This is a genomic window from Acinetobacter sp. SM1B, assembly GCF_003289665.1.
GTDB classification, from domain to species: domain Bacteria; phylum Pseudomonadota; class Gammaproteobacteria; order Pseudomonadales; family Moraxellaceae; genus Acinetobacter; species Acinetobacter schindleri.
The window spans coordinates 1,676,672-1,691,283 of the sequence record NZ_QMBM01000001.1; the positions used below are offsets into that span (position 1 = coordinate 1,676,672).

Sequence of the window (14,612 nt, forward strand, 5' to 3'; positions counted from 1 at the left end):
AACCCATTAAGATAGTCTTATATGATTTAGCTTATAGTAGTAAAACTTTATCATAATTCTTCAAAATATATAAAAATTAAATAATGTTACCTCATACTTTGCTATTTCCTACTACAAAAGAAAAAGCCAACTGACCATGTCTAAATCAGTTGGCAAAAGCACAAACCTATTTTTCTAAGTTTTATTCAAAAATTATTTCGCGTCTTTCTTAAACTCTTTAAAGTCCGCTTTACGAATCATGGCATGAATACCTTTAGTTCTATCTACGACTTGCGATACTTCAAAATCAGTCGCAGCACTTAAATACGCATAAGCAATTTCTTCTGAAATACCATATTCATCGACAAGAAAACGTACTGCTTCACGAGTCGACTTACGCATCGCTTCATCAAGGTCTTCATCTAAACCCGGTGTAATCCAAAACTCATCATTTTCACCCAAAGGCTGCTTCAACGATTTACCTGGTATTTTGTCACTCCCCGCTTTTAATACCGTAATTTTAAAGGTCGCACGTGCACAACCTTCAAGTGCGGTCAATGCGACCTCACCATCACCTTGAACAAAATGACTATCACCCGTATAGAACAACGCACCCGGTACTTGAACTGGATAGTAAGCCGTTGCACCTGCGGTTAAATCATTAATATCAATGTTACCGCCATAGAACGATGGTGGCACAGAATGCACAGGGTCGCTCGTATTTGGTGCAACGCCCATCGTACCCATAAATGGATTCAATGGGAAACGAATTGCTTTGCCTGACTCGGTTTTTAAAACGCCTTCCCAAATACCCTCTTTATTCTTTTCAATTGGAGTAAAGATGGAAACATTGCCATAGGCTTCTGGGTTTGCAGGCGATGCATGATCATGCTTTTGACTCTTAGGAAACTCAGGCAATGTGCCTTTACCATGACGGTTTGAAATCACACCATAAGGCACACGTGGCTCAACTTTTAAAATCTCGACTTTTAAAATATCACCTGGCATCGCATCTTTCACATAGACAGGTCCGGTAATAATATGTGGACCATCTTTATGGAAATCGTGCTTTAACTTAGAACCTGTAATCAGTTTCGCTTCAGGCAAAATATGCTCAGGTTTCACACCTTTAGAAGTGAAATACTTTTCAGCATCACGTCCTTGGTCTTCAAGCAAGCCTTCATGCGAAACTGTATCAAAGGTAATAGTGCTGCCCGATGGAATGGTCAACACAGGTTTGGCATCTTTGTTAGGTAAATAGCCCCAAGTGATGGTATTCAAGGTGCTTGGAACATAGTGATTCCCTTTATATTCCCCACTTTTGAGTAAGACTGGTTTACTTTCAAGCTGTTTTAAAATTTTAAAATCTTCAGCTGCCGCATGTGCAGAAATAAAAGAAAAGCTTGCTGCAACAGCAAGAGACAAAGCTAAAGGTTTTAACATATGTTCAAATTCCATGAAAAATTAATGCAAGCTAACTTCATGCAATCCCAATGCCAATCTGGTACATACCTCATCATAAATATTCAAAATTTAATCATTTGATCGATCTATACTTCTTTGAATAAATTTCAATATAGGAAGCAGGTATATAAAGAGAGAAAAACCACATGTCCCTGAGATACATAAAATTACAATAAAACTTACTGAATAATTTCCTTAAACAGCAAGGTAACTCCCTCTTTATACCTTAGAAGTATTGACTATATACCGTGCAGGTTTTGGTTAATTTAAAGCCAGTATGCCATTCTAGAATATCCTTTTAACCATCTCCGATTCTTAAGGTTCTCCCCAGATATGAATATGTATAAGCGGCTTTGCCTTTGTCTTCCACTTGCGTTTGCCAGTCAGATGAGTCTGGCAGACTGGATTGATAATTCTGTGCAGAAAGCTGAAGCTCATACCATCAAGTTACGCCAGCATATCCACCAGCATCCTGAACTGGGCAATATGGAATTTAAAACCTCCGAACTGGTGCAAAGGGAACTGAAGTCCTATGGTATTGAGGTCCGCAAAGGTTATGCCAAGACTGGTGTGATTGGAGTTTTGAAAGGTGCAAAACCGGGTCCAGTCATGGCCCTGCGTGCAGATATGGATGCCTTACCCATCCAGGAAACTGCACCAGTATCATTCGCCAGCAAGCAAAAAGCGATTTATCAGGGCAAAGAAACCCATGTAATGCATGCCTGTGGTCATGATGCACATACTGCCATGCTCCTAGGGGCAGCCAAAGTTCTGGCCGCCAATAAAGATAAAATCGCAGGAACAGTGGTGTTTGTATTCCAGCCAGCTGAAGAAGGTGGTGCAGATATTGATAATTTCACCCATGGCGATCAGATTGGCTCACGCAAAATGATTGCCGATGGTGCCTTGAACAATCCAAAACCTGAAGTGATTTTCGGGATGCATGTCATGGCAGGTATGCCAAGTGGCAATATTTTCTATAAAGATGGTGTGATTTTAAATAGTGCCGATCATTTAAGCATTCAGGTGAATGGCAGTCAGGTACATGGCTCCATGCCTTGGGCAGGTAAAGACCCGATTTATGCCTCTGCCCAGATGGTGACCAATTTACAAAGTCTGATCAGCCGTAAAGCCAACCTGACTAAAAGGATGGGCGTGGTCAGTATTGGCAGCATACAGGGCGGCACAACCGGTAATGTCATTCCAGATCAGGTCAATATGGTCGGCACCATCCGCTCCAATAGTGAAGATGTGCGTCAAGGCATTTTAAAAGACTTGCCGAAAATGCTGGAACACAATGCTGCTGCCAACGATGTCAAGGTCAAGGTTGAAATCTCTCCCTATGCACCGGTCACCACCAATGATAAAACCTTGACTGCATTGATGCGCCCGACCTTAGCAAGCGTACATGGCGAAGATAAACTGCATGTTTTAGACAACAATGCCAGCGCTAGTGAAGATTTTGCTTACTATGGCCAGCTGATGCCATCCCTGTTTGTGTTTGTTGGAGCAACACCAGCTGATCAGGATATGAATCAGGCCGCACCAAACCATAACCCGAATTTCATTGTGGATGATGCGACCCTGAAAACCGGTGTAGAAAGTCATGTTCGCTTTATTCTGGACTATCCAAAAGTAGCTGAGCAGGTGCAGGCCAATTGGAAAAAGAAGAAATAATGTGATGCATCTAAATGAATGAGTTTTTGGACTCATTCATTTTTTCATCTTTCGATACAACACTTTTTTATCTATTCTGAATTAAACATCTGCTCTCTTCTCTTATATTCCGGAATAATCATAGGTAGATATTTACCGTACTATTTACAGCTCCCCTTAGAAAGAAAATCAGTCTATGAACTTTTATAATAAAAAACAGATCAAAGCAATTAGAGTTTAGTGTTTAAATCAGAACAGGTGATTTACTTTCCTTTTGCTAGTGATTCTTAATGTTGTTCAATTAGTTTAATTAAAAACTGTATAAAATGAGATTAATTTATTTTAGCTATTATTTAATAGCATGCCATTCATCTATTTAAAAACTGTCTAAATAACTTGTATTTTCAAATATATTTTTGCTTCAACACCTCCTCTCTTATCGTCTAATATTCAAGCATGTTAAATATATTATAAGATTTAAAACTTTAATTCTTTATTACATATTATGCTTACTCTTTACCGTTCGCTACAAATCTTTTTTCTGAAGATATTGATCGGTCTATATAAACCTTTTAAATTAAAAAATGAGAAGCAATACTCACTTAAAATAAAAAGTGATTAAAATTCTTCAGAAAAAATATAAAGCTTAAACTGTCTATTCTGATTAAATTTTCTTCCATACATCCTTTTCAAAATACAAATAAAAATCAGCAGATAGGCATTCTAAGACTATAAAAAAGTATTCAATGAGGATTAAGTCATGAAAGTTTTCTTATTGGCGACCTGCGCTATTTTATATCCAGTAATAACTTCTGCCCAAGATGTCTGGGAGTGCAATAATGCAATTTTACAAAGTCTTTGCCCGCATCCAAATTGTATTAAAAACCCATCTAGTTCTTCACCAGATAAATTAACAATCTCAGTCAATCGTCATAAACATGTCTCCATCTGTGCCGAAAATGCCTGCTGGAATGGTGAAGCTTCAGTGACTTACGTTAACGCTCAACCTCTGCTTCAACTTCCTCAAATTCGCTGGGTAGATCGTGATCACCCTCATAATAGTCCAAGTTATGTACTGTCCATAAACCGCGATACGCAATCCATTTTCTTTAAAGGCGACCGTGATAATCATCCAGTTCAATGCAGGACTGTTTAAAAATTAATTGATTAGTTCTTATCGCTAGCAGTCTCTCTAATACCGCCTCTACAGGTAAAATTTTTCACGTCTTTGAAATCTTGTGCCATTGGTCAAAAAAGTCAGTATGCTAAACTGCCCAGCCTGATATCACTTGACTTGTAGCCTGATTTTGACAAATTCTAAGCTCAAAATTAGGTGCAGAAAGCAGCATTAATCTGCATGTAAAACCAATGGAAAAGCATTATGGCGAATAAATTTGAATTCAATATCCGCGTTTATATTGAAGACACAGACGCGGGTGGCATTGTCTATCACGCCAATCATATTCGCTTTATGGAACGTACACGTACCGAATGGCTGCGTGCATCAGGCATCAGCCACTACTGGCATCAAAAAGATTACAATTTTGTTGTACATAAAATTAACGTGAAATATTCGCGTCCTATTATGATGGATGACTTAATTACCGTCACTGCAAGTGTCGTTTCACTTAAAGCTTCATCTTTTGTATTGCAACAAAATATTTATCGTGGTGAAATCATGCTTGCATCGGGTGAGGTAGAGCTGGCCTGTATCGGCGCTGATATGCGTCCACGTCGCCTACCTGATGAAATACGCGACCTGATTCGAAAAGAATTGGAACAAGATTAAAAAAATGAATTGGCACATGTAAACACTATGGCAACCGAGTTAGCATCATCCCTACAAGTATCAGATCTTATTTTACAAGCAAGCCCTGTCGTACAACTGGTTATGCTGTCTCTTTTACTGGCATCTCTGTATAGCTGGTATCTGATTGCCAAGCTTTACATGGGCTACAAAAAAGCACAGGCAGAAGATGAACATTTTCAGAAGATCTTCTGGTCTGGCGCTGAACTGAATACGCTTTATAACAATGCTCAGCTGAACTCTAAACGTACTGGTCTGGAAGATATTTTCTATCAGGGCCTGGGTGAGTTTCTTAAACTGAAAAAACGCAATGCCTCTACTACCCAGTCGATTGAAGGCACTGAACGTATTCTGCGCGTGGGCTTAAGCCGTGATCAGGGTAGCCTGGAAAATGGCTTAGGTGCCTTGGCCAGTATCGGTTCAGTTGCGCCTTATGTCGGTCTGTTCGGTACAGTCTGGGGCATCATGAATGCTTTCATTGGTCTGGCAGATATGGATCAGGTCACGCTAGCAACTGTAGCGCCAGGCATTGCGGAAGCTTTAATTGCAACCGCAATTGGTTTATTTGCTGCCATTCCAGCAGTATTGGCATTCAACCATTACACAGCTAAAGGTGAAGCAGTTTATTCTGATCGTGCCCTGTTCGCAGAAGAAATGGTGGCCCTGTTACAACGTCAGTCACTTGGCCAGCCTCAGGACAATGACTAATGGCTATTCAACGTTCAGGACGCTTTGAGCGTATTAAAAAACCACTGAAAAGTGACATGAACGTCGTGCCTTATATTGACGTGATGTTGGTGCTTCTGGTGATTTTTATGGTGACGGCACCTATGATTACTACCGGTATTAAGGTTGATTTGCCACAAGCCAATAGCAATCCCATTCAAGCTGAGGACCGCCCTGCCATCGTGACTTTAGAAGCAGATGGTACGATTAAATTAGAAGATAAAAATCACGCAAATGATGTGTTAACGCTCGATGAATTAAAAACAGTCCTGACCAATGCACAAAATGAAGCACAGACTGCGAACAAACAGCTTAGCGTTTTGATTAATGGGAGTGAGACTCGTCCTTATGGCGAAGTCATGAAACTCATGTCTGCCCTACAGGATGCCGGTCTCGCACAAGTCGGCTTGCTTACCGCCCCTATAAAGTAATTTATGAAAGATTTCAAAAAGCCACCCTCTAAGCAGAAAGTGCTTGCGATTGGATTCACGATCGGAGTCCATACAGTCGCTTTGGTGGGATTACTTTATCTGGGGATGAGCAAACCGCCGGAACCGCCAAAACAGATTAAAACTGTACTGGTAAATCCTGAAGACCTAAAACCGGTCACACGTGAAGAAACCGAGTTTGATGAAACTGCCCATGAAAATGTGGCAGAACAGATCACGCAGACTGCTGAGCCTACGGAAGCAGCCCCAGTAATTCCAACTGCTGCCCCTCCAGTGACGCCACCGGCACCAAAAGTAGATACTCAAAAGGCCGCACAAGAAGCGAAAGTCGCAGAAGCAGCACAACGCAAGACTGAACAACAAGCAGCAGAAACAGCAAAACGTGCTGAGGCTGCAGAACAGGCCAAGGCAGCGGCTGCTAAAGCAAAAGCCGATGCTGCAAACAAATCAAAAGCTGAACAAGAAGCTGCCCGCCGTGCAGAACAGCAAGCTCAGCAGAAAGCAGCTGCTGCAGAAAAAGCAAAACTAGAAGCACAAAAGCGAGCTGACTTAGCAGCTAAACAGGAAGCGGATGCACAGGCGAAAGCCAAGGCTGAAGCTGCTGCTAAGGCAAAAGCCGATACTGCTGCGAAAAATAAAGCTGCCGCTGATGCAAAAGCGAAAGCTGATGCCGAAGCAAAACGTAAGGCTGATGCTGCCGCGAAAGCCAAAGCAGATGCCGCTGCCAAGGAAAAATCGGATACCGCTGCAAAAGCGAAAGCCGATGCTGAGGCCAAACGCAAGGCAGAAGCAGATGCTAAAGCTAGAGCGGATGCCGCCGCCAAAAATAAAGCTGCTGCCGATGCAAAAGCTAAAGCGGATGCCGAAGCTAAAGCACAGGCTGAAGCTGAGGCAAAGGCTTCTGCTGCTAAACAGGCTGCTGAAGAAGCTGCCCAGAAAAAAGCTGAAGTAAAACGGATTGCCTCTACAGCAAAACGCGACTTTGAAAATAAGATCAAGCGTGCCTGGGATACGCCTACTGGTTCTTCCGGTCAGAAAGCGACTGCCCGCGTTACCCTGAGTGACAGCGGTTCTGTGGTTTCTGTGATCGTGAATGCTAGCGATCCGGACATGAAAGCCAGTGTAGAAGCCGCAGTTCGTGCTGCTGCACCCTACCCGATGCCATCTGATCCGGATGCACGGCGTGAAGCCCGGAGTTTCACCTCTACCTTCACTGCACAATAAAAATTTAAGCCATAATCCGAAAAACAGTTATGGCTTTTATTTTTTTAAGTTAAACTTCAGCAAAAAGCGGCAAAATAATATTCACTTTTCACAGTGTTATAACAGTTTGATCATTGCTGAGTGGTTTCATTCAGCCAAATTCATGCGATGATGTAACGCAATCATATTCACAATAAATCCGTTGATTTGAGTAAATAACGAATGATGGAAAAAACGCGCAAACACTTACTCTGCCTTGCTATATTCGCTGCGCTGGGTACACTGACTGCAACACAATCACAGGCGCAACTGCATCTTGAAATTACTAAGGCCCCTGAAGCAGCTCCAAAGATTGCGATCGTGCCATTCAGTCAGGACCAGAGCATCTACCCGATTGTAGAAAATGACCTGAACCGTTCTGGCAAGTTTACTAGTGCTTCAAAAAACCTGCCGGCAACAGCAACCCTGAATAATCCGAATGCGGATGCCTGGGCGGCTGCAGGTGTCCCTTATGTGGTAACAGGCTCATCCAAAACCAATGCTGATGGTTCTTATGAAATTCAATATCAGCTCTATGATATTGAGAAAAAACAGTATCTATTGAATGAACTGTTAACAGTACCGGCTACACGTACCCGTCAAGCTGCTCACATGATCAGTGATGCCATTTTCCAAGCATTGACCGGTATTCCGGGCGATTTCAGCGGCCGTATTGCCTATGTACTGCGCAATCCTGCGACACCTGATCAGCGTTATACCCTGCAGATTGCTGATACCGATGGTGAACAACCAAAAACCATCCTGACTTCACGTGATCCAATCCTGTCCCCAGCCTGGACACCAGATGCGAAAAAGATTGCCTATGTTTCATTTGAAACCAAACGCCCGGCAATTTACCTACAAAATCTGGCAACTGGTCAACGTGAAAAATTGGCCAGCTTCCGTGGTCTCAATGGTGCGCCAAGTTTTTCCCCAGATGGCAAGAGCATGCTATTTACAGCTTCTATGCATGGCAATCCTGAAATCTATGAAATGAATCTGGAAACTCGCCAGTTAAAACGTCTGACGAATGACTCAGCGATTGATACTGAGGCGCGTTATGCACCAGATGGCAAATCTTTTATTTTCACCTCTGACCGCGGCGGTTCGCCACAGATCTATCGTTATGATTTTGCCAACAGTGCAACCAAACGTCTTACGTTCCGTGGTGCCTTCAATGCTCGCGGTACTTTAAGCGCAGATGGTAAAAAACTGGCATTGGTTCACCGTCCAAGTGGCAGTAATTACAAAGTTGCCATTCAAGACTTGAATTCAGGTGTGAATAATATCCTCACGCCTACCAGTCTGGATGAATCACCAAGCTTCTCACCAAATGGTCAGATGGTAGTCTATGCAACACGTGAAGGTTCACGTGGGCTGCTATCGATCATGTCACTTGATGGCCGTTTCCGTATGAACCTGCCAAGTGAACAAGGTGAAGTTCGTGAACCAGCTTGGGCACCTAAATAATCCATTACTTCAACATACTCAAAACTTCATGGAGATGAAGATGAAAAAAGTACAATTATTCGCACTTCCATTACTGGCTGCTGCACTAGTGATGACTGGCTGTGCCAGCCGTAAACCAGCAACACAAACGCAAACTGGTGAACTTGGCGCAGGTTCAGCCACAACTGTCGACACTCAAGGTTTGAGCGAAGATGCTGCACTAAATGCACAAAGCATGGCTGGCGCATCTTCTAAAGGTGTCACTGCTGAAAATAAAGCTTACCTGGCAAAACGTGTGGTGCACTTCGACTATGACAGTAGTGAATTGTCAAATGACGATCTTCTCACCCTGCAAGCCCACGCCCAATTCCTGATGGCAAATGCCAATTCACGTGTTGCTTTGACAGGTCATACTGATGAACGTGGTACACGTGAATACAACATGGCACTTGGTGAACGTCGTGCCAAAGCGGTAGAAAGCTTCTTGATAACGACTGGCGTGAATGCAGGTCAACTTGAAGCGGTGAGCTATGGTAAAGAAATGCCAGTGAATCCAGGTCATGACGAAAATGCCTGGAAAGAAAACCGTCGTGTAGAAATTAACTACGAAGCGGTTCCACCACTACTCAAATAAAACTGCCTGAACTGTTCTCAGTTCTGCAAATAAAAAAGCACTCATTGATGAGTGCTTTTTTTGAATGCGAAACATATTTTAGTGCTGAGCTTCTTCGTCCTCGGGATGCTGCATCGACTCAATCATGTCGTGTTTATTGAACTCTTTATACTCCGGCTTAGCCTCATAAGCCTTCCAGGCTTCCTTCATCTTATCTTCAGAAATTTCATCTAAATTAATGGCTTCGCTCGGCGTAGGAGTCGCATCAAACTTTAATGTTGTCATATTTGTGCTCCTGAACCTATGTTTTCCTTTTAATCAACATAGCATTTTCTAGCGGACTTGCAAGTGTAAAATCATAGCAAATAGTCTCAGTTTAATTTTTCTTTTACCTCGTTCTCATCTAAAATATAGCCCAATTACATTTTTATCATTCTGATAAATTTTTATTCGGAGTTTTTCTGACATGTCTTACCTAAGCCTTTCCCAATTTTTACAGCAAAAAACTGGGAATCTCACACCTGAACTTGCACAAGTGATTGAAACAATTGCAAATACATGTAAGACAATTGATCAAGCACTGCAAAAAGGTGCATTGGCTGGCGTATTGGGCAGTGCTCAGCATGAGAACGTTCAGGGCGAAGAAAAAAAAAAAATGGATGTCATCTCTAATGATTATTTGATCGATGCATTAAAAGTTCATCCAAATGTAGGTGGCCTGGCATCTGAAGAACTGGATGAGTTCACTCCTGCACAGGAAAATGGTCAGTTCCTGGTATTGTTCGATCCACTTGATGGTTCAAGCAATATTGATATCAATATGTGTGTTGGCACCATCTTCTCGATTTTACCTGCTAAAAATGCCGTAACTCAGGCAGAAGACTTTATGCAAGCGGGTGTCAATCAGGTTGCAGCCGGTTATGTATTGTACGGTCCATCTACCATGATGGCGCTGACTGTAGGGGCAGGTACAATCTTTTTCACTTTCGACCCAGAAACCCAGGAATTCCTGCTGACTTCTGAAAATATTCAGGTTGCTGCAGATACTAAAGAATATGCAATTAATGCATCAAACCAACGTCATTGGGAAGAACCTGTAAAACGTTATATCGATGAACTTCTTGCAGGCAAAACTGGTTCTCGTGAAAAAGACTTTAACATGCGCTGGGTTGCATGTATGGTAGGTGATATTCACCGTATCCTGTGCCGTAGTGGTATCTTCATGTATCCATATGACCTGAAAGATCCGAAAAAAGCTGGCCGTTTACGTCTGATGTATGAAGCAAATCCAATGAGTATGTTGATGGAACAGGCAGGTGGTGCATCTACGACTGGTCGTGTTCGCATTCTTGACATCCAGCCTACTGACTTGCATCAGCGTGTTCCAGTGATTATCGGTTCGAAAAACGAAGTGGATCTTGTCACTAGCTACCATAACTAATATTTAAAAACGGCAGTTGGCGTGCTACTGACTGCCGTGGACTTCTCTCCCATGCCAACGATCTTCCTTGAATCCAAAGATAATCCTAAAATTAAGCACTTGCGTGGCTTGATTGAACAGAATTCGTATCGAAAAAAGCAAGGACAAACTGTGCTTGAAGGCACACACCTTTGTCTTGCATGGCTTCATGAAAGCAAGAAAATCAATTCTATTTTCACCACTGAACATGCCCTGCAACATCCGGACTTTGAGATCATTTTACAGAAATACACCGGTGTCGTTTTTGTTATTGGTGAATCTTTATATAAAGACTTAAGTACATTAGGGACTTCGATTGCCTGCATGGCGATCGTGGATATTCCAAGTTCTAGCCAAGCATTGGATTACACCGCAGACACACTGATTCTTGAAAATGTTCAAGATCCGGGCAATGTCGGTACTTTGCTCCGCTCAGCTGCTGCGGCTGGCATTGATCAGATCATTTGCACCAAAGGTTCTGCATCGCTCTGGTCTCCACGGGTATTACGTGCAGGAATGGGTGCACATTTTTCTTTACAGTGTTTTGAAAATGTCACTTTAGAAGAAGTGCTTAATAACTTTAAGATTCCTGTTTATGTGACCAGCTCTCACCGTTCTAGCAGCTTATATAGCAAAGATTTGCGTAAGGCCTGTGTATGGATTCTGGGCAATGAAGGTCAAGGCGTTTCTGACTATGCACTGGAACATGCCGAAGCCGTCACTATCCCTCAACCAGGCGGTCAGGAATCACTGAATGTTGCCATTGCAGGTTCAATCTGTTTCTTTGAAATGGTCCGTCAACGGATCTGATCACACATTTAAGTTACTTTATTTTATTTCTCAGCGACCTGCATAAAAAATAGATTACACTAGAAAAAATAATCAAGTGTAATGTCAACCAAACCATTATTTTCAACGTTATATAGACATGTACTTGAAAATAATGGTGGGTATCCAATGACAGGATTTTCCATCTCTATGGATTTAGCGCCAAAACAGCTTCAGTCGCAAGATGCTAGTACTCTAAAGAGTACAGCCGAGTCACGCCTGAAGAATTTTATGCAAGATGTGACGGGTCGTGCATTGGTGATGATGGAAAGTGCAACCCAAAGCCAGCATGGCATTGCCATGGATCTGGTCCAGGAAGCGTTTATTTCCCTGCATAAATCCTATGCAGACCGATCCACTGAAGAATGGTATCCCCTGTTTTACACCATTTTAAATAACAAGTTACAGGACTGGCGACGTAAAGAAATGCGTCGTAATCAGCCATTTTCATTTTTTAAAAAAGTTCAGCTCGATGACGATGATGCCGAACTCAATGATGTCGTCGATGAAGCAACGCCATCCCCATTAGAGTTTCTGGATCAAGCCGTTACAGCCGAAGAAATCCAGCAAGCCATTGCCCAATTGCCTGTTCGTCAGCAACAGGCTTTCATGCTTCGTGCATGGGAAGGCTTTGATACGCATACCACCGCACAAATTATGAACTGCAGCGAAGGCAGTGTGAAAACTCACTATCACCGTGCAATTCAGGGTCTACGTGCCTCACTTGCACATTTAAATCCATTTCTGGGAGGGTCATCCGAATGAATCAAGATGATTTCTTAAAAAAAGTAACTTCCAAACTTGATGGTATGGCACAACAGCATAAGGACAAACCTGTTGTGATGAACCGTGTTCTTGAAGAAATTCAGGAAACCAAGCATTCTCGTTTTGCATTCTTCAAAATGTCAGGTTTTGCACTTGCAGCTGCCATTGCAGGTATTGTTGTTTTACCAAATGTCGCTAACCAAGAGGAGCCTCAAACCCAGGTAGTGTCCGTACCTAAGCTTTCACCCCAAATGGTTGAAGACTTGGAAATGTTAATGGTTTTAGGTGAGGACCAGGTTCCACATGGCAGCTAAAAAACTAGCACTTGCATTTTGTGCATTCGGCTTTCTGCAAACCAGCTTTGCCGGATTTGAGCGTTTTTGGATTTTTTCCAAAGATGCTGATACACAAGTCAATGAAACCTGGAATAGTCTTTCAGATGCAGAACAGGTTGCTCTAATTAAGCGTTATCAGACCTTAAAAGAACTTCCTGCAGAGCAAAGCGTAAGCTTACAACAGCGCATGGACTGGTTTACCCAACTGCCCGAAGCTGAAAAGCAAAAGATGCGCGAAACCTGGCAGAAAATGAGTTCTCATGAACGCAAAGAGTTAGCTTCACGTATGCAAAAAGCAACGCCTGAACAACGCCCTGCGATTCGTGAAGAATATTTCAACAAACATTTGATAGTTGCTGAAAACTAATTCTCCCAGCCCGACTATTAAAATTATTGCCAAAAATAAAAGATATTAAAAAAGCCTCAATTGAGGCTTTTTTAATATTTCTATAATGCTTTAACTCTTGAATAAACGACGTGAACGATAAGCTGCAATGCCAAGCAGACCGAATAAAGCAATGATATTAATGGCACCGCCACCGCTGCTATCGCTATTGGTATTTTTCGCGCTATTTCTTAAAATAATAGTTGCAGTATTTGACTTTATACCTTCTGTGTCATAATAGTGATACTTAATTGGATAATCAAACTGACTTAAATTATTTTTAATCTCGAAAGTAATTTTACCACCATAACATTTCTCACTCGTCGTTCCATCCAGACATACTCCCTCACGTTCCGCATACATATTGATTAATGAAGGATCAATATCTTCAAAGCGAATAGGTGCTGCCGTGTTATCCAAATGAGTTGGAGTTTTCCTGTATTGTGGCGCTAAATTATCCATTGGTCCATCATCGTCGAAGTCATTACTTAATGGATTGACTTCTACCCTTAAATCATTTTCTGGACGAATGGTATAAATATCATTTTTAGCTACAGGTGCAATATTGTTAAAGGTTGCAGCTAATACACCCGATGAACTTTCTGCCACTACACCATTCGCTCTTTCACTATCGGAAAGATTCTCTGTAAGAGTATAAACACAATACTCACTCACACCAGGCGGTGTGATAGCACCATCCTTACGGTAAAACATAATACGTTTCAGCTCAGGCACCCATTCACATACTTGTTGTTCGTCTGGACCAAAAGGAAATAAGTTAGTTCCACCTGTAGCACTGGCATCCAATTTTCCTACACCTTTGGCTTGAGTACTTATCGAATACTGATCTGCATCAAATGGTTTATTTCGTAGTTCACCATCTTTTTCAATTTGTTTAGGTAATGCCAATTCAAATGGATCGATATAAATTGCACGGTATTTTGCAGATATTTTCGTATTTGTTAATAAAGAATTAAAGTCATCGAGTTCAGCCTGAATTTGCAATTTTCTTGGTGCATTTCCAGGATCATCCAGCATAGCTTTCAGCTGCTGGATTCGATCTTCATAAACAGTAATCATTTCACTATATGCGATATTACTTAATGACTGTATATCCGCTGCAGTTAGGCGCATCAATTCAACAGAACCAATATCGCAGGTATTGGCATTCTCTGGATTGAGCAATAATGTTCCATTCGAAACACGGAAAATTTCACGCTGATCACTTTCACTACAGTTAAGATGTCCAGCATTTACAAAATCTGTATTACTGTTTTTATCTATAGGGTAATACAGTGGCAAATATATATTATATGGAGAGGCAGGTTTATAATCCGAGAGCAATTCTGAACGTTCTATGGCTGCAGGGATGATGATGTTTTTCGCAGCATCTATTAATTTTACGGGGCTTTGTTGCACAAAGATTTGAAATGCAAAGCGCCCCTAATTGAGCCA

Annotated in this window: 16 protein-coding genes; 13 read left to right on the forward strand and 3 right to left on the reverse strand. The window is 41.8% G+C overall.

Features of this window, described 5'->3' with window-relative positions:
* Positions 1-192 precede the first annotated feature (192 nt).
* On the reverse strand, positions 193-1,422 hold the full coding sequence (locus C8322_RS08085; protein WP_111810751.1) for an acetamidase/formamidase family protein: 1,230 nt from the start codon (positions 1,420-1,422) through the stop codon (positions 193-195).
* Positions 1,423-1,776: 354 nt separating this feature from the next.
* On the opposite strand from C8322_RS08085, the gene C8322_RS08090 reads away from it, so the two are divergent.
* The 8 genes from C8322_RS08090 to pal all read left to right on the forward strand — a co-directional run bounded on the left by C8322_RS08090 (position 1,777) and on the right by pal (position 9,406).
* Positions 1,777-3,120, forward strand: a complete 1,344-nt coding sequence (locus tag C8322_RS08090; protein WP_111810496.1) for an amidohydrolase — start codon at positions 1,777-1,779, stop codon at positions 3,118-3,120.
* A 739-nt stretch (positions 3,121-3,859) separates the two neighbouring features.
* On the forward strand, positions 3,860-4,255 hold the full coding sequence (locus tag C8322_RS08095) for a hypothetical protein (RefSeq protein ID WP_008302443.1): 396 nt from the start codon (positions 3,860-3,862) through the stop codon (positions 4,253-4,255).
* 225 nt (positions 4,256-4,480) lie between these two features.
* The gene (gene ybgC / locus C8322_RS08100; RefSeq protein ID WP_004892182.1) at positions 4,481-4,888 is read left to right on the forward strand and encodes a tol-pal system-associated acyl-CoA thioesterase; all 408 of its coding nucleotides are present in this window, start codon (positions 4,481-4,483) and stop codon (positions 4,886-4,888) included.
* A gap of 27 nt (positions 4,889-4,915) precedes the next feature.
* On the forward strand, positions 4,916-5,614 hold the full coding sequence (tolQ, locus tag C8322_RS08105; protein WP_004892180.1) for a protein TolQ: 699 nt from the start codon (positions 4,916-4,918) through the stop codon (positions 5,612-5,614).
* Entirely contained in the window at positions 5,614-6,063 is a 450-nt protein-coding gene (tolR, locus tag C8322_RS08110; protein WP_004815110.1) for a protein TolR, read from the forward strand. Before tolQ ends, tolR begins: the two co-directional genes overlap by 1 nt.
* 3 nt (positions 6,064-6,066) lie before the next feature.
* On the forward strand, positions 6,067-7,305 hold the full coding sequence (gene tolA, locus C8322_RS08115; RefSeq protein WP_004892176.1) for a cell envelope integrity protein TolA: 1,239 nt from the start codon (positions 6,067-6,069) through the stop codon (positions 7,303-7,305).
* Between the two features lie 204 nt (positions 7,306-7,509).
* Positions 7,510-8,793 carry a Tol-Pal system beta propeller repeat protein TolB gene (tolB, locus tag C8322_RS08120; RefSeq protein ID WP_008302437.1) on the forward strand — a complete coding sequence of 428 codons (1,284 nt, stop codon included), beginning with the start codon at positions 7,510-7,512 and terminating at the stop codon, positions 8,791-8,793.
* 40 nt (positions 8,794-8,833) lie between these two features.
* A complete protein-coding gene (gene pal, locus C8322_RS08125) occupies positions 8,834-9,406 on the forward strand; it encodes a peptidoglycan-associated lipoprotein Pal (RefSeq protein WP_048882451.1) in 573 nt (190 codons plus the stop codon).
* A gap of 78 nt (positions 9,407-9,484) precedes the next feature.
* On the opposite strand, the gene C8322_RS08130 is transcribed toward pal, so the two are convergent.
* Positions 9,485-9,670, reverse strand: coding sequence for an NF038105 family protein (locus C8322_RS08130; protein ID WP_004815102.1), 186 nt, complete (start codon positions 9,668-9,670; stop codon positions 9,485-9,487).
* Between the two features lie 181 nt (positions 9,671-9,851).
* Here C8322_RS08130 and C8322_RS08135 point away from each other — a divergent pair, with 181 nt between their 5' ends.
* From C8322_RS08135 to C8322_RS08155, 5 genes are all read left to right on the forward strand, one after another.
* Entirely contained in the window at positions 9,852-10,826 is a 975-nt protein-coding gene (locus tag C8322_RS08135) for a class 1 fructose-bisphosphatase (protein WP_111810497.1), read from the forward strand.
* Between the two features lie 51 nt (positions 10,827-10,877).
* Complete coding sequence (locus tag C8322_RS08140; RefSeq protein WP_048882448.1) at positions 10,878-11,654, forward strand: TrmH family RNA methyltransferase; 777 nt, start codon at positions 10,878-10,880, stop codon at positions 11,652-11,654.
* Between the two features lie 168 nt (positions 11,655-11,822).
* Positions 11,823-12,437 carry an RNA polymerase sigma factor gene (locus C8322_RS08145; RefSeq protein ID WP_004815096.1) on the forward strand — a complete coding sequence of 205 codons (615 nt, stop codon included), beginning with the start codon at positions 11,823-11,825 and terminating at the stop codon, positions 12,435-12,437.
* Positions 12,434-12,751, forward strand: coding sequence for a hypothetical protein (locus C8322_RS08150; protein WP_004815094.1), 318 nt, complete (start codon positions 12,434-12,436; stop codon positions 12,749-12,751). Before C8322_RS08145 ends, C8322_RS08150 begins: the two co-directional genes overlap by 4 nt.
* Positions 12,741-13,139, forward strand: a complete 399-nt coding sequence (locus C8322_RS08155) for a DUF3106 domain-containing protein (protein ID WP_108675376.1) — start codon at positions 12,741-12,743, stop codon at positions 13,137-13,139. Before C8322_RS08150 ends, C8322_RS08155 begins: the two co-directional genes overlap by 11 nt.
* Positions 13,140-13,229: 90 nt before the next feature.
* Here C8322_RS08155 and C8322_RS08160 read toward each other — a convergent pair whose 3' ends face one another.
* Complete coding sequence (locus tag C8322_RS08160) at positions 13,230-14,576, reverse strand: hypothetical protein (RefSeq protein WP_228156498.1); 1,347 nt, start codon at positions 14,574-14,576, stop codon at positions 13,230-13,232.
* Positions 14,577-14,612 lie beyond the last annotated feature (36 nt).

Excerpts from the sequence above, each read along its gene's own strand:
- C8322_RS08085 (WP_111810751.1), bottom strand. The coding sequence starts at position 1,422 with ATGTTAAAACCTTTAGCTTTGTCTCTTGCTGTTGCAGCAAGCTTTTCT.
- C8322_RS08090 (WP_111810496.1), top strand. The coding sequence starts at position 1,777 with ATGAATATGTATAAGCGGCTTTGCCTTTGTCTTCCACTTGCGTTTGCC.
- C8322_RS08095 (WP_008302443.1), top strand. The coding sequence starts at position 3,860 with ATGAAAGTTTTCTTATTGGCGACCTGCGCTATTTTATATCCAGTAATA.
- ybgC (WP_004892182.1), top strand. The coding sequence starts at position 4,481 with ATGGCGAATAAATTTGAATTCAATATCCGCGTTTATATTGAAGACACA.
- tolQ (WP_004892180.1), top strand. The coding sequence starts at position 4,916 with ATGGCAACCGAGTTAGCATCATCCCTACAAGTATCAGATCTTATTTTA.
- tolR (WP_004815110.1), top strand. The coding sequence starts at position 5,614 with ATGGCTATTCAACGTTCAGGACGCTTTGAGCGTATTAAAAAACCACTG.
- tolA (WP_004892176.1), top strand. The coding sequence starts at position 6,067 with ATGAAAGATTTCAAAAAGCCACCCTCTAAGCAGAAAGTGCTTGCGATT.
- tolB (WP_008302437.1), top strand. The coding sequence starts at position 7,510 with ATGGAAAAAACGCGCAAACACTTACTCTGCCTTGCTATATTCGCTGCG.
- pal (WP_048882451.1), top strand. The coding sequence starts at position 8,834 with ATGAAAAAAGTACAATTATTCGCACTTCCATTACTGGCTGCTGCACTA.
- C8322_RS08130 (WP_004815102.1), bottom strand. The coding sequence starts at position 9,670 with ATGACAACATTAAAGTTTGATGCGACTCCTACGCCGAGCGAAGCCATT.
- C8322_RS08135 (WP_111810497.1), top strand. The coding sequence starts at position 9,852 with ATGTCTTACCTAAGCCTTTCCCAATTTTTACAGCAAAAAACTGGGAAT.
- C8322_RS08140 (WP_048882448.1), top strand. The coding sequence starts at position 10,878 with ATGCCAACGATCTTCCTTGAATCCAAAGATAATCCTAAAATTAAGCAC.
- C8322_RS08145 (WP_004815096.1), top strand. The coding sequence starts at position 11,823 with ATGGATTTAGCGCCAAAACAGCTTCAGTCGCAAGATGCTAGTACTCTA.
- C8322_RS08150 (WP_004815094.1), top strand. The coding sequence starts at position 12,434 with ATGAATCAAGATGATTTCTTAAAAAAAGTAACTTCCAAACTTGATGGT.
- C8322_RS08155 (WP_108675376.1), top strand. The coding sequence starts at position 12,741 with ATGGCAGCTAAAAAACTAGCACTTGCATTTTGTGCATTCGGCTTTCTG.